Origin of the sequence: Shewanella sp. SM32, from assembly GCF_025654235.1 — a bacterium.
GTDB lineage: Bacteria > Pseudomonadota > Gammaproteobacteria > Enterobacterales > Shewanellaceae > Shewanella > Shewanella oncorhynchi.
Genome location: NZ_JAKKRO010000071.1, coordinates 1 through 24,151, shown reverse-complemented (window position 1 = coordinate 24,151; position 24,151 = coordinate 1). Strand labels below are relative to the sequence as shown.

At 43.5% G+C, this 24,151-nt stretch carries 21 protein-coding genes and 2 pseudogenes; 13 read left to right on the top strand and 10 right to left on the bottom strand.

The annotated features are described in order from the left end of the window. On the top strand, window positions 1–544 hold a 544-nt coding region (locus L5M10_RS20615; protein WP_263255814.1), incomplete at its 5' end, for an inovirus Gp2 family protein. A 146-nt stretch (window positions 545–690) separates the two neighbouring features. On the opposite strand, the gene L5M10_RS20610 is transcribed toward L5M10_RS20615, so the two are convergent. The 6 genes and pseudogenes from L5M10_RS20610 to radC form a co-directional block, all read right to left on the bottom strand. Beyond that, entirely contained in the window at window positions 691–1,413 is a 723-nt protein-coding gene (locus tag L5M10_RS20610; RefSeq protein ID WP_263255813.1) for a lecithin retinol acyltransferase family protein, read from the bottom strand. Window positions 1,414–1,557: 144 nt separating this feature from the next. Continuing rightward, the gene (locus tag L5M10_RS20605) at window positions 1,558–2,118 is read right to left on the bottom strand and encodes a tyrosine-type recombinase/integrase (RefSeq protein WP_263255812.1); all 561 of its coding nucleotides are present in this window, start codon (window positions 2,116–2,118) and stop codon (window positions 1,558–1,560) included. A gap of 122 nt (window positions 2,119–2,240) precedes the next feature. Continuing rightward, a complete protein-coding gene (locus tag L5M10_RS20600) occupies window positions 2,241–2,654 on the bottom strand; it encodes a DUF2787 domain-containing protein (RefSeq protein ID WP_263255811.1) in 414 nt (137 codons plus the stop codon). A gap of 144 nt (window positions 2,655–2,798) precedes the next feature. Beyond that, a pseudogene (locus L5M10_RS20595) lies at window positions 2,799–3,128 on the bottom strand (type IV toxin-antitoxin system YeeU family antitoxin); the annotation flags it as partial. 172 nt (window positions 3,129–3,300) lie between these two features. Further along, a complete protein-coding gene (locus L5M10_RS20590; RefSeq protein WP_263182056.1) occupies window positions 3,301–3,663 on the bottom strand; it encodes a hypothetical protein in 363 nt (120 codons plus the stop codon). A 47-nt stretch (window positions 3,664–3,710) separates the two neighbouring features. After that, the gene (gene radC, locus L5M10_RS20585; protein ID WP_263255809.1) at window positions 3,711–4,217 is read right to left on the bottom strand and encodes a RadC family protein; all 507 of its coding nucleotides are present in this window, start codon (window positions 4,215–4,217) and stop codon (window positions 3,711–3,713) included. A gap of 132 nt (window positions 4,218–4,349) precedes the next feature. On the opposite strand from radC, the gene L5M10_RS20580 reads away from it, so the two are divergent. The 10 genes from L5M10_RS20580 (at window position 4,350) to L5M10_RS20535 (ending at window position 19,388) form a co-directional block, all read left to right on the top strand. Then, window positions 4,350–4,547 (top strand): helix-turn-helix transcriptional regulator, encoded by a 198-nt coding sequence (locus tag L5M10_RS20580; protein WP_259566499.1) that lies wholly within the window; start codon window positions 4,350–4,352, stop codon window positions 4,545–4,547. A 647-nt stretch (window positions 4,548–5,194) separates the two neighbouring features. Then, window positions 5,195–8,296, top strand: coding sequence for a type I restriction endonuclease subunit R (locus tag L5M10_RS20575; RefSeq protein ID WP_263255808.1), 3,102 nt, complete (start codon window positions 5,195–5,197; stop codon window positions 8,294–8,296). A gap of 61 nt (window positions 8,297–8,357) precedes the next feature. Beyond that, the gene (locus L5M10_RS20570) at window positions 8,358–10,004 is read left to right on the top strand and encodes a class I SAM-dependent DNA methyltransferase (protein WP_263255807.1); all 1,647 of its coding nucleotides are present in this window, start codon (window positions 8,358–8,360) and stop codon (window positions 10,002–10,004) included. After that, window positions 9,997–11,274: a restriction endonuclease subunit S gene (locus L5M10_RS20565; protein ID WP_263255806.1), complete on the top strand. Its 1,278-nt coding sequence runs from the start codon at window positions 9,997–9,999 to the stop codon at window positions 11,272–11,274. Before L5M10_RS20570 ends, L5M10_RS20565 begins: the two co-directional genes overlap by 8 nt. Then, window positions 11,271–11,603 carry a hypothetical protein gene (locus L5M10_RS20560; protein WP_263237500.1) on the top strand — a complete coding sequence of 111 codons (333 nt, stop codon included), beginning with the start codon at window positions 11,271–11,273 and terminating at the stop codon, window positions 11,601–11,603. Before L5M10_RS20565 ends, L5M10_RS20560 begins: the two co-directional genes overlap by 4 nt. 3 nt (window positions 11,604–11,606) lie before the next feature. Continuing rightward, window positions 11,607–12,245 (top strand): DUF4433 domain-containing protein, encoded by a 639-nt coding sequence (locus tag L5M10_RS20555; protein ID WP_263255805.1) that lies wholly within the window; start codon window positions 11,607–11,609, stop codon window positions 12,243–12,245. Window positions 12,246–12,258: 13 nt separating this feature from the next. Further along, window positions 12,259–13,299, top strand: coding sequence for a macro domain-containing protein (locus L5M10_RS20550; protein ID WP_263255804.1), 1,041 nt, complete (start codon window positions 12,259–12,261; stop codon window positions 13,297–13,299). A gap of 126 nt (window positions 13,300–13,425) precedes the next feature. Beyond that, entirely contained in the window at window positions 13,426–15,267 is a 1,842-nt protein-coding gene (locus tag L5M10_RS20545) for a DUF262 domain-containing HNH endonuclease family protein (protein WP_263255803.1), read from the top strand. Beyond that, complete coding sequence (locus L5M10_RS20540; protein ID WP_263255802.1) at window positions 15,260–17,752, top strand: DUF262 domain-containing protein; 2,493 nt, start codon at window positions 15,260–15,262, stop codon at window positions 17,750–17,752. The genes L5M10_RS20545 and L5M10_RS20540 overlap by 8 nt, the downstream gene beginning before the upstream one ends. Window positions 17,753–17,969: 217 nt before the next feature. Further along, window positions 17,970–19,388: a hypothetical protein gene (locus L5M10_RS20535; RefSeq protein ID WP_263255801.1), complete on the top strand. Its 1,419-nt coding sequence runs from the start codon at window positions 17,970–17,972 to the stop codon at window positions 19,386–19,388. Between the two features lie 21 nt (window positions 19,389–19,409). On the opposite strand, the gene L5M10_RS20530 is transcribed toward L5M10_RS20535, so the two are convergent. Both L5M10_RS20530 and L5M10_RS20525 read right to left on the bottom strand, forming a co-directional pair. Continuing rightward, window positions 19,410–19,535: a hypothetical protein gene (locus tag L5M10_RS20530; RefSeq protein ID WP_259523128.1), complete on the bottom strand. Its 126-nt coding sequence runs from the start codon at window positions 19,533–19,535 to the stop codon at window positions 19,410–19,412. A 1-nt stretch (window position 19,536) separates the two neighbouring features. Then, window positions 19,537–19,692, bottom strand: a complete 156-nt coding sequence (locus L5M10_RS20525) for a hypothetical protein (protein ID WP_259523127.1) — start codon at window positions 19,690–19,692, stop codon at window positions 19,537–19,539. Between the two features lie 461 nt (window positions 19,693–20,153). On the opposite strand from L5M10_RS20525, the gene L5M10_RS20520 reads away from it, so the two are divergent. Then, window positions 20,154–21,017 (top strand): HNH endonuclease signature motif containing protein, encoded by an 864-nt coding sequence (locus tag L5M10_RS20520; protein WP_259523126.1) that lies wholly within the window; start codon window positions 20,154–20,156, stop codon window positions 21,015–21,017. A 321-nt stretch (window positions 21,018–21,338) separates the two neighbouring features. On the opposite strand, the gene L5M10_RS20515 is transcribed toward L5M10_RS20520, so the two are convergent. Then, complete coding sequence (locus L5M10_RS20515; protein WP_263255799.1) at window positions 21,339–22,559, bottom strand: tyrosine-type recombinase/integrase; 1,221 nt, start codon at window positions 22,557–22,559, stop codon at window positions 21,339–21,341. A 210-nt stretch (window positions 22,560–22,769) separates the two neighbouring features. Further along, window positions 22,770–23,633, bottom strand: a complete 864-nt coding sequence (locus L5M10_RS20510; protein WP_006086670.1) for a YicC/YloC family endoribonuclease — start codon at window positions 23,631–23,633, stop codon at window positions 22,770–22,772. A gap of 402 nt (window positions 23,634–24,035) precedes the next feature. Between L5M10_RS20510 and L5M10_RS20505 the strand changes: the two are divergent. Further along, window positions 24,036–24,151, top strand: a pseudogene (locus L5M10_RS20505) (IS110 family transposase); the annotation flags it as partial.

The window sequence follows — 24,151 nt, the reverse complement described above, 5'->3', positions numbered from 1 at the left end:
GGCAGCTCTGAATGAGCACCCTCGTACCTTTATGGTGCGGTTTGATTTGCATCTACCACAGCTCAATTTTCGCGACTCACCAACGGTTTATGATTCAATGGTGATCAGCAAGTTCTTTAAATCTCTGAACGCTAAAATCCAGAATGATAGGCTTATCAAGGGCCGTGAGGGTAAGCGGGTGCATCCTTGTACTCTGCGTTATATTTGGGCAAGGGAGCGAGCTGATGCCGATACAGACCATTACCATATTGCTATCTTCCTCAATAACGATGCCTATAACCATCTCGGTAATTACAATCGAAGTGGTCAAAACCTGAGTACTAAGATTGTTGAAGCCTGGGCCAGTGCTTTAGGGCTCGATGATTTCAGTACGCGGCATTTAGTCCATTTCCCTGAGGATACGCCAGTTTACTATCTCAACCGTAATGCCAACAATTATCCTCAAACCTTTGCGAGCGCTTTCTTCCGCTTGAGCTATTTTGCAAAGCTAGAGACGAAGCATTATGGTGATAGAACACGTTCATTCGGTTGCAGTCGTATTTAAGCGTGGTGACAGAGTGATTAGCGTCTTAAGGTTTGAGCTAAAAAATAAAGGTGCTTACCTGTGAGACTCGATCTTTATAGGTCCTTAAGTGTGTCAACGATAGCGGCTTGAGGGCCGCTTCGTTGTTAAAGAGTTGACTTCAATACTTATGACCTTAGCCAATGCCATGCATTGGATATCAGCTCAGCGCCAGCTTTTATCCCATTAACCCCTACCTCAGCTGCTGTCAAAACCGTGTTTAAGCCAGTTTCTACACTGCCGGTGACAAGCTTGATCCCAGCATCAGTTATTTCTCCTTGGCTTAAGCAATCGTAACTGTCACTGAGGTTTTGCGCAGTGCCTTTTAGTAAGCATTCTGCAGGCTTAGCAACAAGATCCCCTGGCGTCCCTAGGAGCGTGTTGAGGTTGTCGGGTAGCCCTAGGTATTCGCCAGTCATTTTTACTGCGGTAGAGGCTAGCACGACGTTTGCGACGGTTCCCGTGGCCAGCTTCGACGCGGTGCTCCCCAGTAAGCCTGCTCTAGCAGAGCCTTGCAGGGCAACGTGAGTGAGATTACTGACTTGATTGGAGCTGCTGCTCCCTTCTAAGCATTCGTTGACGAACTGCTCACAATTGTTGGTGGCAACGCCGTATGAGGTATAACCCAGTTGACTGCGTGCAAGCTCAATGGCTTGATGAGGAAACAGCGTGGACTTTTTCACTCTGACACAATGGCCACCAGCAAATCGCTGCAGATCTATTTCTTCGATGATGCCCTGCTTAGATAAGTGAATCACATTGCCATGGCCCACATAGAGGCCATGGTGTTCGGTTAAACCAAGAGGATCGATATTGGTGACGAGATGATCGCCAGGTTGTAATACTTGCATGAATGTTTCCTTAGCCAAGGTTCTATCATTGCGACGTGCTATTTCGCCATGCAGACTGAGGTTAGTTGCAGGTGTTCGCGTTGATAGTCCGTTGGCTGTGTGAGGATTTTAAATGAGGCGCTATCCAGTAGTGATAAGCGCGGGTTAGATTTCTAGCTCGACAAAGTCCTTATCGATATCGTCTTGCTCAATACCGATATACCGCAGGGTGGTTTCTTCGGCGCTATGCCTGAGCATCTTCATTACTCGGCCAATATCTTTGGTTTGTTGATACAGCAGATAGCCTCGGGTCTTGCGCATTGAGTGGGTGCCTAAGGCGATTTTGAGTTCTTCGCCAATCATCGCCAGGGCGCGGCAAATATAGCGGCGTGACAAAGGCGCGGGTTTGATGTTCTTCGCTCTTTGATTACGGTAGGACTGAAACAGGTAGATATGGTTAGGATGTTCGAGCGCAATACGCTGTATCCGTTCTAGCGTTTTTGAGTTGAGTTTGATGTTGGCGATTTTGCCGGTTTTGGACTCCTTAATGATGAGTCTATCGCCCTGGATATCGCTGAACTTAATCGACAGTAAGTCGGAGATCCGCAGGGCGAGATTAAGGCCGATATTCCACACATCGGCCAGTTGCTGGCTAAACTGTCTTTCCAGTAGGTAGCTGATAAGCTTAACGGTGTCTTGATCTTTAACGGCTTGAACTTCAGGCATGGTCATGTTCCTCTTTTTTGCTATAGCGTGTTTTTGGGCTCTTGCGTTGCGCAAAGCCTTATGGGGCAAGGGTTTGAGTGTTCCCATTTTAGGATTCTGGGAACTTCATTTGGCTAAGAGTGTTAATCCAAACTGACCTTCACCTTGTAAACTCCCATATCGAAATAAGCGGCAAAGTTTTGGGTAAATAAATCGATTAATGCTCTGCATTCCCGCTCGCCAATCCAGCCACTAAACAAGCTATAGACCTGTTTGCTGTTAAAGCAGATATCGATGTCTTTGACGAGCTCGGGGAAGGGATGACCGCGATAGGCAAAATCAGTGACGTACACTAAACGCCAATATTCTTGCTGTTTCTCAAGCCGGACTTCGACGGGATGAAAGCCACCATCTTCGGCGCTGTAATCTGGATCTCTAAAATTGAGCGTGATCGCATTGGCATCTTTTGGATCGACGTTAGCCAGTTCCTTTTCAATGACTTGGTAAAAGCGATTAGGCATCGTTGGCAGTTGGTTACGGTTAATGATTAACTTCATGGGATATTCCTTCTTTGATTTACGCGCACACGCAAGAGCCTAGGAGCTACAACTCCTGGGCTCTTGCTATGTTTGCTGGTGGGGTAAAGATTGAGTGAAACGAGTCTGATGGAGCGTGATGAGGTATCAGGATGCGCTTTGGTGTTACAAGGTTATCGAAGGGGCGAGTGTTAATGCGGGTAGTGGTTTGTCTGCGGATTGATAGACAGCAATATACAAATAACCATGGCTGCCTAAGGTATCGGCCTCACAGGTAAAGTCATCGTACTCAATGGTGACGCTGTGCTGCTCTCTGGCATCTATCTCACCGGTGACGATGAGACGCTCAAGTTGTTTAACCAATTTCGGGAAAGCGTGATTGAAGCGTTCGCGTACTTCAGGTGGAAACTCACCGACAAAGCTAGCTCGGTCATTGAGGAAATCCAAATGCAGACCACGTAAAATCAGCCTCGCACCAAAGCGAGGAGACACCTTACGAGGTAGACCTCAGGCGTGCTCAATATCGAAAAGTTTAAGAGTTGTCATATTGACCTCAATGGTTGAAAAGAACTTTAGGGAGTGGGTTGCTTGTTAGCTGGCGAGCTAAAGCAGTGGTAAATACAAGTGGTTAATGGAGTGGATGACGTTTAGGTAACGGTTTGCAAAATTAGGTATGTACACTCCAATTGGGTTGCTCATTGCTGCCATGGTTAAAGTACACGCCGTTGATCACCCGTTGCCATTCACCCATAGGCACACCATAAGTGTCACAAGGGCAAACATAGCGGCAAAAAGTAATCTCCTTGGGTAGGTGTTCGATAACGTCGCTAGGGAAGACAAACAGCACGGTTTTGTATAATTGACTATGGGGCGCAACTAACGGCTTACCAATCACTTGGCCCATGGCATTAAGTGGGCGTACAAACATTGGCAAAATCAGTTCAACCGCCAAACGGTTACGTAGTTCAGGAAAAGCGGCGCAGGCCTCAGCAACGCAGGCCTGCGAAAAGCTGTCGGTAAATTCAATCATGTTGGACTCCTTAATTGGGAGTGATAAAAAGCAGCTTGAATGCGGGGCTAGAGTAAGCCTCGCTCAGCAAAGGACACTGGCGTACGGCCAACCACAATATGGTCAAGCACTCGCACATCAATAAGTCCCAGTGCGTCGGTTAACCGTTTAGTGATGTTTTTATCTGCAGCCGAAGGTTCAGACTCGCCGGAGGGATGGTTGTGGGCAAAGATGACCGCCGCCGCATTAACGGCCAACACAGCTTTAACTACTTCTCGGGGATAGACGCTGGCGGCATCTAAGGTGCCAAAGAACAACTCTTTAAATTCAAGTAATTGATGCTGGTTATCCAGCAGCATCACCGCAAACACCTCCCGCTCATAACCGCCGAGTTTGTAAGTTAAAAAATCCTTAGTGGCCTGTGGATTGGTATAGGCGTCCTTCTTAACATAACGCTCGGCAATGATATTGGCGGCAGAGGCAAGAACCTCATCGGCAGTTTGCGGCCAATGGTTGATCGGTTGGTTTAGCAATGGGGATTTTACGGATTGGGAGGGCATCGCTTTTGTTGACATATCAGGCTCCTTGAAAGCGTTAATGGGCTTATGCACAGAAGTGATATATATCTGAAAAGATTTGGAAATAGAGAAAAAGTTAAAAATTACTAGAAGGACATATGTGATGAGACAATAACCGAGAAACTCATCATGAAACTAATTCGCCTTACAAAAGTTATGGATTACACAGGACTAGCGCGTTCCACTATCTACAAGTACATCGCAGAAGGAACATTTCCCAGACCTGTGTCACTCGGTAGTCGAGCTGCCGCTTGGGTTGAGAGTGAGGTGCAAGACTGGATTTTAACAAGGATAGAGGAGCGTGATGCTCAAAGTGGAACCGTTTAAGCCCATATCAATATCCGTTTTACTGCACATTAATGAACTTCAGAATATCCCTTACAGCTTACAGCTTACAGCTTACAGCTTACAGCTTACAGCCTACAGCCTACAGCCTTCAAAGGCTAAGAGTGTCCTCCATTACTAGATTGAAATGCTTTTTCTTGGCTGAATCCCTCTATAAGTAAGCCTATGAGCAATAACTAAAAACAACCTAACTAAACTAAGGGAACCACCGAAAAGAAGCTAGGGTAAGGACAATATTCAGAGCTTACAGAACTTGCTCAGTTAATATTGCTAGAACACTACCAGCCTAACTGCCCCGATGCATTAAGCACTGGAATGGCAACGACTATTCAAACAGGGCAATAACTGACGTATAGACAAGCGTATCGCCCTCACCGGCATGCGCTTGTCTTGTCGCCCTGATGATCAACACAAGGGGTGGAGGCTATCTCACTGGATTAGAAGGAGACTTTTTAACGCAATCCAACAGGTTGTTATGATCTTCAAAAATTAGTACTAGCCAAAAGAAAAACTAAAGCTGTTAATTAACACAATTAACTGGTTCACAGTAATCGAGGTACAGACAAGACTCTGTAAAATTAAGGAGTTATACTAGGCCCGTCTGATTACTTACAAACAAGGATTGTCCAGTGTTCAATGAAGATTCTCGCGTTAAAATCCCTACCATACTTCACCTTATGCGCCTGGGTTATCAGTACTTATCGCTAAAAGATCACTCTTGGGACCTGGATACCAACATCTTTCCCGAGTTATTTAAAAAAGCAATTTCCAAGATAAACCAAGGCATCGAAGAAGACGAAGCAAGACGTCTGCTCAACGATGCTAAGTTGCTACTGGATAACGAAGATTTAGGTCGCGCCTTTTTCGAGCGCCTTTCAGAGCGTTCAAATATCAAGCTTATCGATTTTGAGAACTTCAATAACAATAGTTTCCATGTGGTCACAGAACTGACTTGTAAGAACGGTGATGAAGAGTTTCGCCCAGATATTACTTTGTTGATTAACGGTATGCCGTTGGTATTTATTGAGGTGAAAAAGCCGAATAACCGAGAGGGGATTTTGGCTGAACGAGACCGTATCAATAAACGCTTTCAGAACTCTAAGTTTAAGCGCTTTGCCAATATCACCCAGTTTATGATTTTCTCCAATAACATGGAGTACGATGAGGGCGAACCAGAACCTATACAAGGAGCCTTTTACGCTAGCAGTTCATACCACAAACCTGTATTCAATTACTTCCGCGAAGAAGAGGTGTTAAACCTCACTGCATTATTGAAGCCTATATCGGATGAAGATGAGCTAAGAGTATTAAAAGACAATAACCTAGAAGTGATCCGCAGTAATCCTGAATTTCAAACGAACAAACAGCCCGAACGTCCAACCAATCGTATCTGTAGTTCTTTGGTCAGTCGTGATCGCTTAGCCTTTATTCTTCGCTATGCACTGACGTATGTGTCTGAGTCCGACGGTTTACAAAAGCACATTATGCGTTACCCGCAGTTGTTTGCCACCAAAGCGATTGAAGATAAGCTCAACACAGGTGTTAAAAAAGGCATTATTTGGCACACCCAGGGCAGTGGGAAAACTGCACTCACATTTTACAACGTGCGATTTTTAACTGACTACTTCCAACGCCAACAGGTGATCCCTAAGTTTTACTTTATCGTCGATAGGTTAGACTTGTTACAACAAGCACTACGTGAATTTACAGCTCGCGGTCTTACGGTATATACAGTGAATTCACGGGAAGAATTTGCACGCGATATCAAAGCGACGCAAGTCATCCACAATCATTCTGGTAAGCCAGAAATCACAGTAGTGAATATCCAAAAATTTGAAGATGATCCTGATGTAGTTAGCACCAAAGACTACAACGTTGCGATTCAGCGAGTGTACTTTTTGGACGAAGTGCACCGCAGCTACAACCCCAAAGGTAGCTTCTTAGCCAATTTAAGTCAGTCAGACACCAACGCCATTAAAATCGGCTTAACCGGTACGCCGTTATTGGGGGATGACTACAACTCCCGCGCTTTGTTTGGTGATTACATTCACAAGTACTACTACAACGCATCCATTGCCGACGGCTATACCTTGCGCTTAATTCGTGAAGAAATCAGCACCCAATACAAAATCGAACTGCAAAAAGCCCTAGAAGAAGCCGAAGTGAAAATGGGCGATGTCGATCGTAAAAAAATCTATGCACACCCAAGCTTTGTTGAGCCCATGCTGACTTACATTGTGACCGACTTTGAAAAGAGTCGTAGTGCACTAAACGATGCAACGATTGGCGGCATGGTCATTTGCGATAGCTCAGACCAAGCCAAGCAAATGTTTGAGATTTTCAATGCAGTGTATGCCCAAACACCTGTTTTACCGCAAAGCGTTAATACACCATTAGAAGTCGCCGAGCCTGCGCCAACGGCTTATGTCGAATCGGTTAAACAAGCGCAAAAGGTAAAAAATGCCGCATTGATCCTGCACGATATCGGCAGCAAAGAAGAGCGCAAAAACTGGGTAGAAGATTTTAAGGCAGGCAAAATCGACTTCTTGTTTGTGTACAACATGCTACTCACCGGCTTTGATGCCAAACGCCTGAAAAAGCTCTATCTTGGTCGGGTGATCCGCAAACACAACTTGCTGCAAGCACTGACGCGGGTAAACCGCACTTACAAAGATTTCCGTTACGGCTATGTAGTCGATTTTGCTGACATCAGTAAAGAGTTCGATGCCACCAACAAAGCCTATTTCGACGAACTACAGTCGGAGCTTGGCGATGAGATGGAGCACTACTCACAGCTGTTTAAATCGCAGGAAGAGATCAAGCAAGAAATTGAGCACATCAAGGACGTACTGTTTCGTTTTGATACCGACAACATGGAAGAGTTTTGCAACCAGATCAGCCAAATTCAGGATCGTGATACCGTCTTGGCATTAAAAAAAGCCCTAGCCGACGCCCGTAGCCTGTATAATCTCATCCGCTTACAAGGCGATTATGAGAGTTTGGCGGAGCTAGATTTTGCCAAGCTCAATGTGCTATTTCGAGTTACCAGCGATAGACTAGATATGCTGAACCTTGCCAACTCAATACAAGATGGCGCTGACATTGGTAACTTGCTCAATAGAGCTCTAGAGGATGTAATTTTTACATTCACCAAAATCGGCGAAGAAGAGCTGGTATTGGCCGACAAGCTCAAAAACACCCTGCGTCAAACTCGCGAAGCATTAGCCAGCAATTTTGACCAGCAGGACCCGCAGTTTGTCAGCTTAAAAGAAGAGCTAGAGCGGCTGTTTAAAAAGAAAAACTTAAGTGAAGTGACCCAAGATGAAATGAATGCCAATATCGACGCGCTGAATAAAATTCACGACCGCGTCAAAGAGCTTAACCGCCAAAACAACCAGCTAAAGCAAAAGTACCTAGGCGATGCCAAATACACCCGTATTCACAAACGCTTGCAAGAGCGCCAGCAAAGCCAAAGCGACATCAGCGAGTCAGAGCGTAAAATTTTTGAGGCACTGGCGGGCGTAAAGCAAGACGCCGACGAGCAAGTGCTCAACAACAGCCAAGTGCTGGATAACGAAAGTTACTTTGAACGCCAAATGATGCCGCTGGTGATTGGTCGCTTTATGAAAGAGCAGCAAATCAAACTCAACGCCGACGCCTCGCGTTACATAAATCACCTCGTCGTCGCGGAATATTTAAAAGAATTTAATACTGGCAGCCAAGCGTGGTAATGCTTGCTTAGTCGCTACTGACAAATAGCGCCGGTTACACCCATTAGGAAATAGAAACACCATGGTTGAATTAGAATTTCAGCAAAAAACCAAAACCCTCATTGATAGCTTAAAAAGCATTTGTGCTAACTATGGGTTAGGTAACGACGGTAACGAATTTAAAATCATTACCCAAATCTTCTTGTACAAGTTTTTAAACGACAAGTTTGCCTTTGAAGCCAAAAAGCTCGACGACACCATCGCCAAAGCCGACAAGTGGGAAGAAGCGCTAGCGGCCATGAGCGAAGACGACCTCGACATGCTGCAACTGCAAATGGGCGGCGACACCGCACGGCTAAAGCCACAGCACTTTATTAGCTACTTGTTTAGCCAACAAAACGCGCCCGACTTTGCCAAACTGTTTGACGATACCCTTATCGACATTGCCATCACCAATAACGAGGTGTTCGCAGTAAAAACCGATGGCGGCGCAAAAGTGGTGCTGTTCGACCGTATCAGCCAATACATTGCTGATGATTCAAAGCGCGATGCATTCTGCCGTGCGATTATCAATAAACTGGTGGAATTCAGCTTTGAGCGTATCTTCACCCAAAAATTCGACTTCTACGCCACCATCTTTGAATACTTGATCAAAGACTACAACAGCAACGCCGGCGGTAAATACGCCGAATATTTCACTCCCCATGCGGTAGCACGCATTATGGCGGAAATTTTAGTGCCACAAGCTGAGCGAGGCACAGTACGAAATGTTGTCTGTTACGACCCATCGGCGGGATCAGGTACTTTGCTTATGAACGTGGCCCATGCCATTGGTGAAAACCGCTGTAGCATTTACACCCAAGATATTTCGCAAAAGTCATCCAACCTGCTGCGTTTAAACTTGATCTTAAATAACTTGGTGCATTCTATTCCGAATGTGATCCAAGGTAACACCATTCAGCATCCTTACCATGTAGAGAGTACTAAAGATGGCAAAGCGCTAAAACGCTTTGACTATATTGTCTCGAACCCTCCATTTAAGCTCGATTTCAGCGACTATAGGGAGGAACTAGACAGCAAAGCAAACAATGAACGTTTCTTTGCGGGTATACCCAAGACTCCACCAAAGGATAAAGACAAAATGGCGATCTACTCGCTGTTTTTACAACACATCATTGCTTCTCTGAAGCCAAACGGAAAAGCGGCTGTAGTCGTACCAACAGGCTTTATTACCGCCCAATCAGGTATTGACAAAAAAATCCGTGAACATTTAGTGAAAAACAAAATGCTCGCGGGAGTGGTATCTATGCCATCCAATATCTTCGCCACCACAGGCACTAACGTGTCCATTCTATTTATTGACGCCAGCAATAAAGGAAAGGTGGTGCTGATTGACGCTTCCAATCTGGGTGAGAAAATCAAAGACGGCAAAAACCAAAAAACCGTGCTGAGTTCTGATGAAGAACAACGCATTGTCGATGTGTTTAATTTTAAAGATGCTGAAGCTGACTTCTCGGTTGCGGTGGATTATGACGATATCGAAGCCAAAAATTACTCATTAAGCGCGGGGCAGTACTTCGATGTCAAAATCGAATATGTCGATATTACCCCAGAGCAGTTTGCCGAAAAGATGCAGGCCTTTACCTGTAATCTGGAAAGCTTGTTTAGCCAGTCCCGTGAATTGGAAACTGAGATTAAAAAGCAGTTGGCGGGGTTGAAGTATGAATAACCCGAAATTCATTAGTTTTGCTGAAAGTGAAATAGATTTTATCGACGGGGACAGAGGTACAAATTACCCGAGCAAGTCTGAACTAATAGCGAATGGCTATTGCGTGTTCCTAAACACGGGGAATGTGAAGAAAACCGGGTTTGACTTTACTCGAGTTGAGTTTATTGATGAAGAAAAAGATAAGAAACTTAGGAAGGGTAAAGTTAGGCAGGGTGACATTGTGCTCACCACAAGAGGCACCGTAGGAAATGTCGCCTTAGTAACAAGCGATACGCCATTCAAAAATATCAGAATTAACTCTGGTATGGTTATCGTCAGAACGGATCCAGAGAAATATGACCCGTATTTCATACTTCTATTTTTTAGGTCTTCTTTATTTCAAAAGCAATGCCTTTCTCATGGTTCTGGAAGCGCACAGCCACAGCTACCAATATCTGCGTTGAAGTATATTTCTTTCCCGAACATTGACATTGACCATCAAAGAAAAGTTGTTAGTGCCGCTAGTTGCATTGACAAAAAAATCGAACTCAATAACCGCATCAATGCTGAGCTGGAGTCTATAGCCAAAATTCTATACGACTATTGGTTTGTACAGTTCGACTTCCCCGACGACTCACCACAAGGCAAACCCTACAAAACCACCGGCGGTAAAATGGTCTACAACCCAACCCTAAAACGCGAAATACCGGAGGAGTGGGGTGATTCAACGATAGGTTCTATTGAACCCAATATTGTTACAGGAAAAACTCCCTCGAAAGACAATCCTGAGTATTTTGGCGGTAATGTACCGTTTATCACAATTGGTGATATTCGAGGTAATACATATATCGTTTCAACCGAAGAAACACTTACAGACAGTGGTGCGGCAACCCAGAAAAACAAATTTTTGCCAGAAGATAGTATATGTGTAACTTGCATAGCTAGCCCTGGTTTAGTTGGTTTTGTGACTACACCAGCACAAACAAATCAGCAAATTAACTCTGTAGTTTGTAGCAACGACATCAATAAATATTATCTGTATTTTGCTATTAAAAGTTACTTTGAGGGAGCAAACGCTAAGACTGGTAATACTTTCTCAAATATGAATAAAGGTGACTTTAGTACAATCGGAATTCTGAAACCATCAGATCAAGTATTGCAGGACTACCATCAGAAAGCTTATCCATTATTCGAACAGATAAAGCTCAAGTTATTGGAAAATAAAAAATTGGTTAAGCTCCGAGACTGGCTGCTTCCCATGCTAATGAACGGTCAGGTAACGATAAAATGATCAACATTGCGTTTCGAGTTGTACTGACAGTCAATGCCACATTACTACTGGTGATTATCTTTCTGGTCCAAAAAGGATATACACTGGGCTTTTTTTTCAATCGTTTTTTCAGTGATGTGGCTTGCTTAGATTGGACAATAGCACTTCCGAACGCAGTGTCTTATTTGTTTTTTGTGGTGAGCAAAAATTATGGTTTGATAAAAAATCAAAAGTTTAAAATATCCAATGACGATGAGTCAAAGCAGCTTTACGGCATTGAACAACGTTTTTATACCACACCGTTTGGTCACGAAAAGCGGTTAGCTAATTCTGTAACGGCCATGGGGTGAAAAATGGTACCTGCACAGCCTAAAATTTATCATATTGTTCATGTCGATCGCTTAGCTTCCATTCTGACTTCGAATGCGCTGCTTTGTGATGCTCAGATAATTGCTCAACAGGCCGCAGGTACTACGATAGGCATGAACACTATCAAACAGCGCCGTCTCAATGAACTAACGTTGGATAGTTACCCTGATTTGTATGTTGGGCAATGTGTACCATTTTATTTCTGCCCGCGTTCGATCATGTTGTACGTGATTCATCGAGCTGACAATGCTGAGTTAGTTTACAGAGGTGGCCAGGGGCCGATTATCCATCTTCAAGCAGATCTGCACGCTACAGTTCAATGGGCACTGCAGCAAAGGCGTCGATGGGCATTTACGCTTTCAAATGCTGGCTCATACTATTTTGAAGATAGAAATGATCTCGCTCGGCTAAATGAGCTAGATTGGCAAGCGATTGGAGCAAGACAATGGCAAGGTTGCAAAGAAGGCAAGCAAGCTGAGTTTTTGATGGAACATAGTTTTCCTTGGCATTTAGTGGAGGAAATTGTTGTACAATCACCAATCATTCACCAGCAGGTAGTCAATACGTTGCAAAGAGCTGCATACAGACCACCTGTTCGAATTAACCCCAATTGGTATTACTGAGGAGGCCGTAAATATGATTGAAATTACTCATGGTGATATTTTACGTGCTGATACAGAAGCAATCGTAAATACAGTTAACTGTGTTGGCGTTATGGGCCGTGGTATTGCTTTGCAGTTTAAGAAAGCTTGGCCTGATAACTTTAAAGCTTACGCGGCAGCTTGTAGCAGTAAAAATGTGCAGCCTGGTAAAATGTTTATCTTTGAAACAGGGCAACTTGCAAATCCTCGCTTTATCGTTAACTTTCCAACAAAGCGCCATTGGCGAGGTGCAAGTCGAATTGAGGATATCGAGTCAGGTTTACTTGCTCTCGTTGAAGATATTCAAAGGCTTGGCATTAAGTCTATTGCCATCCCTCCATTAGGAGCAGGTTTAGGTGGATTAGATTGGCTGGTGGTACGTGAAAAAATCGAAACAGCAATGCAACCATTAAGTGATGTTCAAGTTTTGCTTTATGAACCATCAGGCGCTCCACAAAACGATAGAATATCAAAGCAAAAAGAAGTGCCAAAGATGACGGCAGGCAGAGCGGTATTAATAGAGTTGATGCAGCGTTACCTGAAAGGTTTGCTTGACCCAACGGTATCATTACTTGAAGTACATAAGCTTTTGTATTTTATGCAGGAAGCTGGAGAGCCGTTACGTTTGAACTATCAAAAGGCGCATTATGGCCCTTATGCGCAGAATCTACGTCATGTACTTAATGCTATTGAAGGGCACTTCATATCTGGCTATGCAGACGGTGGTGATAAGCCTGACAAAGAACTTCATCTTGTACCTGGTGCAGTTGAAGAAGCTCAGAACTTTCTGGTGCAGCATCCGGACACCCGTGAACGGTTTGAAAAGGTATCGCAACTTGTTGACGGCTTTGAATCGCCACAAGGGCTGGAGCTTCTTGCAACGGTTCACTGGCTAAATAAATATGAGCAGGCAAGAAATACCGACCAGATAGTGGAAGGTATACATTCATGGAATGCCAGAAAGCAGTTGTTTACCGTGCGGCAAATTTCTATCGCAGAAAAAATATTAGGTAGCCAGCATTGGCTGACAGCTTGAATTGATAACAACAAAGCCTCTATTTTAGAGGCTTTGTTGTTATCTGATATGTGTTAGGTTTTCTGCCGAGATGACTGGAAAGGGATAAATTGTTTTATTAAAAGTTTTCACAAGGACTCGTGTCATATGCATGATAATCAAGTTATTGACTCTCATCTGTGCTTAAAAAGCATCTATGAACTGTTGGATCAGTTTTTCTTAATTCCTGCTTATCAACGGGGGTATCGTTGGACGACAATGCAGGTTGAAGCATTGTTAAATGACATTTGGGAGTTCGCCCGTACACCAGCGTCCAGTCAATCTGCCTTCTATTGCTTGCAACCTGTAGTCGTGATTCAGAAAGGGAGCAACTGGGAGGTGGTAGATGGTCAACAGCGCCTAACTACGCTGTTTTTGCTGTTGCGTTACTTCGAAATTGAACATTTTCGTGACACTTTGGCCCGTCGTTATAAAAGACAGCTTTATTCATTAGACTACGAAACACGCAATACTTGCCCCCAATTTCTGCAGCATATCCATGAAGAATTCCAGATCGACAACATCGATTTTTTTCATATGCACCAGGCATTTCAGACTATCAAAGAGTGGTTTGCCGACAAAGATTACAGCGACCATGATGACTTTATAAAAATCCTTCTGGAGAAGTCTTCAGAGAGACCTGCTGTCAAAGTCATTTGGTATGACTTGAGCGGAGAAGGTGCTGACCAAGGTTACGCCATTGATGTATTTGCACGTATCAATATTGGGAAAATTCCACTGACTAATGCAGAGCTGATTAAGGCATTGTTTTTGAAACAGTCTCACTTTAAATCTGAAGAAGCCAAGTTAAAGCAGCTGCAGATTGCCTCCGAATGGGATGCAATAGAGAAACGCCTACAAGAACCCTCGTTTTGGTATTTTATCAACGACTCAGGTAAATCCTATCCAACGCGTATCGAATACGTATTTGATTTAATGAAAGGGAATAACGGCGGCAATGACCCTTTTTATACCTTCAGCCAGTTCCAAGACGACCTTTATGTGGAAGGAAAGTCCATCGACGCACTGTGGAAAGAGGTCAAAGACTACTTTTTAACTTTTGAAGATTGGTACCAAGACCGCGAGCTGTATCATTTGATAGGCTTTTTGGTGCACAGCGGCTTCAGAGTGGCTGATTTAAAGGACCATCAATTGGCTAAAAGCTATTTTAAGCAAGCTTTACGAGCCCTTATCGCAGAGAAACTACCTAAAAATATCGATGAATTAACCTACGAAGATAATCCCAAAGAGATTCGGCAACTCTTGTTGCTGTTTAACATTCAAACGTTACTGTCAACCAAAAATGCGGATGTCCGCTTCCCATTTGACCGCTTTACGCACGAGCAGTGGGACCTTGAGCATATACGTTCCAGAAGCGATAGAGTTCCGAAAGGAAAAGAGCGAACCAAGTGGCTTGATGAGTTAGCACATTTTTTACGTAATGACCCGAGTGCACGGACATTCTTTCTTCCTAAAGTAGAATCTGACACATCGCTTACCCTTAACCCGCAGCATCCGCAGGCTGCCACTAAAGCGGTTCAAGAGGTTGCAGAGAAACAAATTAGTCAACTTTTGAATGAGGTCGAAAGCTTCCAAAACGACGATTTTCTCGGACACAGCTTTGATGATTTTTTTGAATCAGTAAACGAAAAGCTACACCAGCAACCAGTAGATTGGATTGATGATCTTGGCAATTTGGCTTTGCTCGATTCCAGCACCAATCGAAGCTACAAAAATGCGCTTTTCCCCATCAAACGCGCCCGAATTATCGAATGCGACAGTCATGGCGTGTTTGTGCCCATTTGCACCAAGAATGCCTTTTTAAAATATTACAGCAAAGCATATACGGAATTTGCGCACTGGAATGAAGCCGATGCAAACGACTATGTAAACGCAATAAAGCAAGTGTTGGCCGATTACTTACCAGAGCAAGGAGCAAGAAATGACTGAGCCATTGGACCTAGTGCACGAGGGGCCGCGCTTGAGTTTTGTCCAGCTGTTTCGCGACTCTGATTTGAAGATTGAAATTCCCATCATTCAGCGGGATTACGCGCAGGGACGTCAAAAGGAAGCCGTTGTACGAGAATCCTTTTTACAAGCACTGTTTGAATACTTAGCCGCTAACAGGCCTTTTAATGACCTGGATTTTGTTTATGGAAGTATTACTGAATCGTCGAAATTTATTCCACTGGATGGTCAGCAACGACTCACCACGTTGTTTTTATTGCACTGGTATTTGGCGGTTAGTGCGGGGGAGCAGGAGTCCTTCAATGCTATCCTGAGTCATAATCGGCAATCTCGGTTCACCTATGAAACCAGAAGCAGTTCTCGCGAATTTTGCGATGCATTAGTAACCTGTTCGTTTGATTACACATTGATGGAAGACAGTGCATCCCCTCAAGCAGTTTCCTCAATCATTAAAGACCAACATTGGTTTTTTACGTCTTGGTGTCTGGATCCAACTATCCAGTCAATGTTAACAATGCTGGATGCTATCCACCTGAAATTCAGGGGGCATCCTGAGTTTTACCTGAGATTGACACACGATGAATCGCCAGTAATCACCTTCAGATTTCTCAACCTGGAAAAGTTTTTACTGACTGATGATCTTTACATCAAGATGAATGCTCGTGGTAAGCAGTTAACAGCCTTTGAAAACTTCAAAGCTAAGTTAGAGAAAAAAATACAATCATTTCACAGTGAATGGCCACTTAACTACAGCTTAGCCTATAAGGCTGGACCGATTTCAGGGTACGACTACTTTATTCACAAAATTGATAATGAGTGGGCAGACGTGTTTTGGCCATTTCGAAACACTTACTCAGGTGACAATACTTTCGATGATGAGTTGATGAATTTCATCGGGTTATTTATCGCGCAGCAGCAATTGTTACGAGGTGGTATCGATATCGATGAAGTTCAATATACATTTTTTGAAAGTGCGAAAGTGAAGCGCTTAAGTTTGCAAGAGTATGAAAGTGCAAACGCGCTGTCACAGGTGGTGGTGATTAAGTTAATTGAGCTTCTTGATTTACTTAGTGATGGCAACTCCAAACAAGGCGGGCTTACCCTATACTTGATCGATAATGATTACTATCAAGAGGTTGAGACCTTTGAAAAAGTACTCGCCAATTCGACAAGCTATCCGGAAAAATTGCGTTTTTTTGCATTCTACAGTGCGGTTGCTAATGGTAAACGTGACCAAGAGCTGGTTGAGTGGATGCGTGTTGTGTTCAATCTAACAGAGCAGAAAATATTCAACACGTTCTCAGAATATTATGCCTCTCTCGTCAGTTTAAACGAGTTAGCGCGCCACCAAACACCAATCCTTGAGTTACTGCGTGACAATATCGATATCAAAGCATTTCCTGAATATCAGGTTTTTGAAGAGAAGTTAAAGGCACATTTGCTTTTGAAGTCGACACAATGGCGGACATCGATTTTGCAACTTGAGCTTCACCCCTACTTAAAGGGGCAAATTGGGTTTGTTCTCAAATTTTCTGGCATTGTTGACTACTTTTCTGTACATCAAGATGTGGAGTGGCCTCCTTCTGATAACGAATTTTTGTCGCGATTTTTGTATTATGCCAAGGCTGCTGAATCAGTATTTGATGTACTGAAGGATGGCTCTAACAAAATGAATTATGCATGGGAGCGAGCAGTACTCTGTAAGGGTATCTATTTCATCAGTAAGGGAGGCAATCCGTATAATTTGCTGAGTTCTTTGAGTGCTAAAAACGCTCGTCGGGATTTTTCTTGGTCGAGATTGCTGCGCTTATCGTTGACAGCGGATGACGAATGGAATCAAAAGCAAAGCTATGTACAACAAGTATTTGATGATCCGATATTTGATACTGACAATGTGGTTCAAAGTCTGGAAAGCATCTGCTCCACAAATGTATCAACACGGACGTTTGATCAAGACAATTGGCAGCATTTGCTAATTACTACACCATCTCTCTTTGAAATATCGAGTCAAGGCTTTGTGACTATGGAAGAGAATACGGTGATCCTAATGCACCAGTCGCAAAGAAATCACAAGCAAAGCGAAATCCGAACCGCTTATCTATTTAATTTATTGAAAACAGAATTTTTTGATTGCTTACCATTTAGCATAATGGACTATGAACCTGTGCGAGGTATTGAGAGTAGACCATACATCGAGTTTGCCGGACTGTACTATTTAGGCGGTTTATATGAGCTTGATGTCAGCTATACAGACGCGAGTTTCACTCTTACCTTTAAACAGGCTTTAGGTGAATATGAAGCGTTGCCACAAAATATTGAGAATGAGCTTTTTGAGTTGGGATTTGTAAGGGATGGATTTATGGAAGGTCTGTTGTATTGGTTTAAGTTAGAGTGTTCCACATTGTCTTCAGTAAAAGAGGCTGTTTATCAAACCTGTAACATACTAGATCGTCTAGCAGATGGCTGAGGTAGACCAAAATAAAAAGCCCTCAAGAGGTGGATAATTAAGTAGTTCACCGCTGAGTTGATTTGGAATCGCCACTGATTTCCTCGACACTTTTTAGTTAGATATGGATGAGCTTTATAAAGTTCTATTCGGTTGCATACAGGTGTATACGGAGTAAACAAAGACTCTTTATTGGTCTTCTGATAGGTATTGAGAGCGCAAAATAGAGATATTGACCATGACAGAAAAAACGTCAGTAAAAAAGATGACGAAGCATGCTCTAAATGAGCATGAAAAATTTGGCAATGATCAGGGCTGTTTAGCACCATCAGCGGACGATATAGATCTATTTTCTTATGCTGAAAAGTTGTCGGAGGAAATGCGAGAAAAAAAAGTAAAATTTCGCCTCAATTATTCAGGTAAGGATAACTTTTTCCTCCCCTCCTTAAACGACTGTATTGAATTCATCGTTGGTATGTCACTTCGGCAGGCGCTAGAAGTTGCTGCAGAACAATCTGGACGCCCACTACCGTTCAGTCGAAGTGGTTGGTTCGCAATGTTTAGTAAGGGAGTGGGATATCCCACAGCTAAAAAATTTTTAAATTGGATGAAGCCTTCGTATGAGGCCATTAATTCCAAGGGTGACGCCTTATCCAAAGCTTTACTTATGAAAGGAGCAGCAGAACTCTCAAGTGCAGGGGATTGGTTGTCTCTTGTAGGGGGTATGAGAGCGAGTGAGGCTTATCAGCAACAAGAATTCGCTGGTGAATACTCGGTTCAATTTGATTTTATTATACAGCGCTGTGATGCACATATTGAGATGGTAAAGAGAATAACTTACATCATTGAAAATGCGGAAGTGGATAAAAAAGATAGTGTAGCGATAATGAGACTAATGAGACCATACTGGGAACAATTTTCCTTGGTTCCAAAAGCAGAATTACTTGCTTACGAAAATGGGCTGGTTTTACATGCAGCCGGGAAATTGTTGGAGGAAGAGCCTATTGCTTCACTAATGAAATCCTATTGCTATTTACATCTTGATTTTTATCTTCATTTGTTCGCTAGCTATGAAGTCGGCTGTATCATTACTTATGGTACCGCACCGTCAGAACTTAATAATAAAAAAGGGCTTTTGTGTAGGGCGATCACTCGATTTTCATCAAATGAGTGTGGTGAGTTACCTTCGATAAGTTGTTTTGGTGAGTTTTTAGAAGAAATTCGAGATGTAATATCCAAAAATTATGGAAAGCTGTCACATCGCAAAATGGCGAAGTATATTCCTATGAAATGTGACCCTGTAAATCCGTCTAGCGAATCTGAATCCGATCGTTGCTACAATACGTTAAAAGCATGGAAAAAAGGTAAAGATATCCCAAGCCAAGATACGCTGGAGAGATTTCTAGATAACCTGACTCAAGAAATCGGACCTGGTCATAATCCACAACTAATTTTGATGGGTAACATGGCGCTTGGTATAGATAAGTCCTTAAAGAGCTGGTGTGAACAACTTACTCAAAGTAAAGAGTTAACTGATATCTCGCCTCTGATTAAAGCTTTTTTGAATGTGGTTGGTCGTTATGAGCTTTACTACAAGCACCACTTAGAATTACAGTTCGTTAGATTGGCTGGGGTTGAGACCAGCCAATCTATCTGAGGATAGAACTTTCAGAACGTTTTATGACTCTTCTTCAGCTCTTTCTTGCCAGTCGTCAGGCCGTTCATCTTCGCCGCGACTTTGCCAATAAGCATCGTTTTCCGGATTAAGTTGGCGACTGCGGTTATCATCGTCATGCTTGGACATACTAATTTTCACCTTTGGTTGATGAGTTTTTGGCTGCCGAACTTTGTGCCCTTGAACCAAAGCTACCTTTAGGAACTGCTCCGCCATTTTGCTTTGCGACTGAGCTTTGAATTCGTGCGGCTGCACCTGGTGTCATCGGTGATTTACTTTTGGTCATATCATTTCTCCTTAGTTTTGACATCGGCAGAAGCCCCGCCGATGAAGCGAATGATGCCAACAAAAAAATTAGTTGTGATGGGGGGGAGAAAGTCCAAATTTCGTTTTTATCGCAAAATGGTACACTTACTTGCTAACAATGCTAACAGTTAGACTTAATGAACTATTCGGCTAATTTTTGATGACCACTACAGACAACATGCGTATCAACTGTTGCACGGGAAAGAGGCGAAGCAACATTGGGCCACACATTTAAAGCATCATGCAAAATGAGCTATAAACAACATCAGGCTCTCCCCCCCGCTATCCGACCAACCATTGTGCAATCCCTGAATGATGCGTTTATTTGTTCTTTCTCAACAATCTATCTTATTGATTTTTATTAATAAATTAATGTCGAAATGCGGATGTAATTGATGGTCGAATGCTCATGTATAAGGATTTAAAAGGAGAGGATAAGTTATGTTAGATTTCGAATTTGCGTGTAAGGAAAGCTTTGAGCGCCGTAAATCAATTAAATTGATGCCTTGGGAGCGTGAAACCCTCGATATCATCTATCAAGTGGCTGAACTCATCTTTGAAAATGGGGTGATCGCCGATCCCGTGCAATATAAGAAGCACCGGTACCTAATGTTTCGGCCATCGATGGCGAATGGCGATAAACCCATCACTCCGTTGTTTGGCATTTACAGAGATAGATCACTAGGAAAAGATGAGAATCGTTTTAGATTACGATTTACCAGCAAGAAAAAAGCGGTAGTAAAGGCGTTATCTGACAAGGGCATCAGCCCAGACTACGAATTATTGTTGTTAGACATTTACAAAGATAGAAACACCCTTATCAATCTCCTAGAAAAAGTCTTATCCATTCCTGCGATCTGCGACATATATTCTCTCCCCAAATTTACCGACGCCATGAAACGGAAGGTACGCGAAGCCAAACAACGCCCATCATCATTACAGGCCCAATTTAGAGCTGATCTTCTCGAAGCCTATGGCAATACCTGTCCAATTACTGGATGCAAGATCGCAGAGGCAATGGAGGCTGCTCACATCAGTCCAGTAGGAAAGCTCGAAGATGAAAAAAACCCAAATATCTATCATCCATCTCTGGGAATTCTGTTAAGGGCTGATATTCATAGACTGGTTGATAGTGAATTGATTAGCTTTCAAATCAAAGATAGTCAAGCAATTGTTTTAGTTAATAAAATACTTCAAAAGGACTCAATGTATCGTGATTACAACGGTACTAAAGTCAAACCGCCAAAAGGTTATGAAAAGGCGTGGAAGGAGAATATCAAAAAGCAATACAACTCAAAGCACTAAGTTCAAGGTTCGGCTCGGCCAATTTAATAGGTGTTTGAGAGGAATGGCGTCTGGAAGGACAAGGCACAGGAGTAAATCTAAATTCTCTCGGGGTCTTCCAACAACACCAGAATATGACCTTTACTCTCAGCCGGAGCAAAGCGACAGCGGTAAGGCTTTTAACCTGCATGTTTGCATGATGGTTTAAATTGAGGCGAAATTTGAGTCGTGAGACGCCTGTGCAATAGTGGCGATTCATATGGTATTTGAATCGGACTGTTGACTTTAGATTTGGCTCAGTTAAAAAGCCTTTAACTGAGCTAGATCTAAATAGTTATTATTTCAGCGTGAGGTGTTTATAATCAATTTCAAATATTGCGACAATTTTTCTAACGCTTCCCTTCGCTCATCGAAATAATCATGCTGGTTATAAATCCCTTCAACACCCTTTAGTTTGTGGTTAAGGCAACGCTCAGCAACGTGTCCTAGTGTACCTTGTTTTGCAAGCAGGGTACGGCAGGTACGACGAAGATCATGGACAGTGAAGTGGGGCATATCACCCATTAAGTTAGGGGGTTGTTTTTTCTTACCCGCTTCGTGGCCAAACAGTTTAGTGATTGCTCGGTTTAGCGTATCAGGGCCCATATGGGGATTTTTACTGGAGCGTCTGCTTGGAAAGACATAATCTGAGCCACAAGCTCTAATTTTTAACTCATATAGCCATTCCATCACTATGGTAGGCAATGGAATCGCAATACCCACTCCTGATTTGCTTCTGTCTTTGGACAGATTCCACACCTTCTCATCAAGATTAAACTCCTTCCAAGGCGCTTCAGCCAATTCAGACTTGCGTACTCCCAATGTAATCAGTAGTGCACAGGCTAGGTAGTTGTCACGGCTAAAGCTGTCACTATTTTCCCTAGCGATTTTAAAAAACGTGGTGACTTCCTCTAGCGTTAAAGCGCGGTCTTTACTTTTTTCTAAGCCACCAGCATCTGATATAGAAAATGCACTGGCGGGATTTGCACCAAGTAAATCTAGCTTTATGCCGTGATTAAAAAGTTGCTTACAGTACATTAGAGCATCGTTAGCGATGGCGGGGCGGCTTGTCGCTTTGATAGCTTTAAGGATGTCTCTGATATCTCTAGCTGTAACAGTATCGATATTAAAGCTGCCTATATGCGGTGCTATATCCTTGCGATAGATACGTTCTGGAATATTGGCGTATTTAAGTCGATTGACGTTACCTAGGTGCCAATCAGCAAAAAGCTCATCAACAGTTTTGATTTGAGATTGCTCTGCACGTTTTTTGGCTATGAGTGGGTCGAGACCATCGCGAAACTGTTTCATTTTGATAGCAGCTTCTGCACGCGCATCCGCAAGAGACATATCACTATATTTTGCTAAGGTCATTTCTTTGCGTTTGGATTGCGCCGTGTAACGGAGCATCCAATATGGAACGCCAAGTTTTGGGACAACAAAATACAGACCGTTTCCATCTGCATACCGGCCTGGCTCTCCTTTTGCCTTGGACTCAATCTCTTTTACTGTCAGGTTTCCCATAAATCCTTTCCCCATCATGACCTTAAGGTTGCTTTTATGAAAGCCAATAATACCCACCACTGACGATCAGGATTATTGTAGCATACCCACCAATATACCCACCATATGGTGGTGGGTGGTGGTGGGTATAGATGGATGTTAGTAGACGGTTTATATGTTAAAACTGATTAAAAACAATAATTAATGATACTGAGTGGATGGTTGTGGATGTCATTCGACGTTTTGGATCTGCTCGCGCATTTGCTCAATCAGCACCTTAAGTTCAACTGCGGCTGAAGTGATTTCAGTGCTGATGGATTTAGAGGCAAGTGTGTTCGATTCGCGGTTGAATTCCTGCATCATAAAATCTAAACGGCGACCTTCGCTGCCGCCTTTTTTGAGGATGCGGCGCGCTTCGGCTACATGGGCTTCGAGTCTGTCCATTTCTTCGGCGACATCTTGTTTCTGAGCCAGAAGCACCATTTCTTGCTCGATGCGGGCTGGGTCGAGTTCACCTTTGATTTCTGCAAGGCGGTTGGTGAGCTTTTCGCGTTGATACAGCATCACCGTTGGCATGTGCTCGCGTACGACGGCGATTTGCTCGCTGACTCCGTCTAAGCGGCTTAGCAGCATGTCTTTGATGGCTTCGCCTTCACGACCACGGGCTTCGATGAATTGATCTATGGCTGAGTCGAAGGCTGTCATCAGATCGGCGCCGATCGCATCCATATCTTGTTCACCGCTTGCTAGCACGCCCGGCCAGCGCAGGATGTCGGTCAGATTGACATCGCCTTGTCCCGCTTCTTGCTTGAGCCAAGTGGCGGCGCCTAATAGCTGTTTTGCTAGCGCTTGATTCAACTGCAGCTCGTTATTGCTGTTGTCTGCCAGCTCGTAGCGCAAATTGACTTCCACTTTGCCGCGGCTTAAACGTTTACGAAGGCGGTCGCGCAGTACGGGTTCGAAGCTGCGGAATTGCTCGGGTAAACGTAGGTAAGTTTCGAGATAACGTTGATTGACTGAGCGAATTTCCCAGGAGGCAGTGCCCCATTGTGCTTTGTGCTCGATGCGAGCGTAGGCTGTCATGCTTTGGATCATGGGTTGTCCTAATGGTGTAATCGTCATAATGAGAGGCGATTATAGAGTCAATGGCTTTAGGATTAAAGGCATACAGTAAATATACCCAAGCTACCTGAAGATACGAGTTTCAGATCGCCTAGGGTGCTTCAATTCAAGGCGCAGCAATGACAGAATGTCGGCTACCTTTTGAATTGATGCAACACGGAAGTGAAGTGCCCTAGGCGTTCCGTCCCGGCGGCTGATGTTAACCACGGGGTAACGCACTTTATGCTGCGTTGGTTATTTTTAACTTAGTCCACTAGGTCCGCAAATAACCGCAATCGCCATGGATAATGGAATGGACCCATCCACTTTTAATCGGCCTCGCAATGGGCCACGATGTAGTCGCTAAAACTCATCAGAAAGAGGACGGGTCCACCTATGAAGATTACTACAATCGGTTTAGATATCGCAAAGTCTGTTTTTCATGCTGTTGGCGTCGATAAAGCGGGTAAGTTAATCAAAAAGAAAATGCTTAGACGCAAGGACTTACTTCC

What these genes read in the sequence shown, in the direction of transcription:
- L5M10_RS20610 (WP_263255813.1), bottom strand. Translation starts at nt 1,413, where the DNA reads ATGCAAGTATTACAACCTGGCGATCATCTCGTCACCAATATCGATCCT.
- L5M10_RS20605 (WP_263255812.1), bottom strand. Translation starts at nt 2,118, where the DNA reads ATGCCTGAAGTTCAAGCCGTTAAAGATCAAGACACCGTTAAGCTTATC.
- L5M10_RS20600 (WP_263255811.1), bottom strand. Translation starts at nt 2,654, where the DNA reads ATGAAGTTAATCATTAACCGTAACCAACTGCCAACGATGCCTAATCGC.
- L5M10_RS20590 (WP_263182056.1), bottom strand. Translation starts at nt 3,663, where the DNA reads ATGATTGAATTTACCGACAGCTTTTCGCAGGCCTGCGTTGCTGAGGCC.
- radC (WP_263255809.1), bottom strand. Translation starts at nt 4,217, where the DNA reads ATGTCAACAAAAGCGATGCCCTCCCAATCCGTAAAATCCCCATTGCTA.
- L5M10_RS20580 (WP_259566499.1), top strand. Translation starts at nt 4,350, where the DNA reads ATGAAACTAATTCGCCTTACAAAAGTTATGGATTACACAGGACTAGCG.
- L5M10_RS20570 (WP_263255807.1), top strand. Translation starts at nt 8,358, where the DNA reads ATGGTTGAATTAGAATTTCAGCAAAAAACCAAAACCCTCATTGATAGC.
- L5M10_RS20565 (WP_263255806.1), top strand. Translation starts at nt 9,997, where the DNA reads ATGAATAACCCGAAATTCATTAGTTTTGCTGAAAGTGAAATAGATTTT.
- L5M10_RS20560 (WP_263237500.1), top strand. Translation starts at nt 11,271, where the DNA reads ATGATCAACATTGCGTTTCGAGTTGTACTGACAGTCAATGCCACATTA.
- L5M10_RS20555 (WP_263255805.1), top strand. Translation starts at nt 11,607, where the DNA reads ATGGTACCTGCACAGCCTAAAATTTATCATATTGTTCATGTCGATCGC.
- L5M10_RS20550 (WP_263255804.1), top strand. Translation starts at nt 12,259, where the DNA reads ATGATTGAAATTACTCATGGTGATATTTTACGTGCTGATACAGAAGCA.
- L5M10_RS20545 (WP_263255803.1), top strand. Translation starts at nt 13,426, where the DNA reads ATGCATGATAATCAAGTTATTGACTCTCATCTGTGCTTAAAAAGCATC.
- L5M10_RS20540 (WP_263255802.1), top strand. Translation starts at nt 15,260, where the DNA reads ATGACTGAGCCATTGGACCTAGTGCACGAGGGGCCGCGCTTGAGTTTT.
- L5M10_RS20535 (WP_263255801.1), top strand. Translation starts at nt 17,970, where the DNA reads ATGACAGAAAAAACGTCAGTAAAAAAGATGACGAAGCATGCTCTAAAT.
- L5M10_RS20530 (WP_259523128.1), bottom strand. Translation starts at nt 19,535, where the DNA reads ATGTCCAAGCATGACGATGATAACCGCAGTCGCCAACTTAATCCGGAA.
- L5M10_RS20525 (WP_259523127.1), bottom strand. Translation starts at nt 19,692, where the DNA reads ATGACCAAAAGTAAATCACCGATGACACCAGGTGCAGCCGCACGAATT.
- L5M10_RS20520 (WP_259523126.1), top strand. Translation starts at nt 20,154, where the DNA reads ATGTTAGATTTCGAATTTGCGTGTAAGGAAAGCTTTGAGCGCCGTAAA.
- L5M10_RS20515 (WP_263255799.1), bottom strand. Translation starts at nt 22,559, where the DNA reads ATGGGAAACCTGACAGTAAAAGAGATTGAGTCCAAGGCAAAAGGAGAG.
- L5M10_RS20510 (WP_006086670.1), bottom strand. Translation starts at nt 23,633, where the DNA reads ATGATCCAAAGCATGACAGCCTACGCTCGCATCGAGCACAAAGCACAA.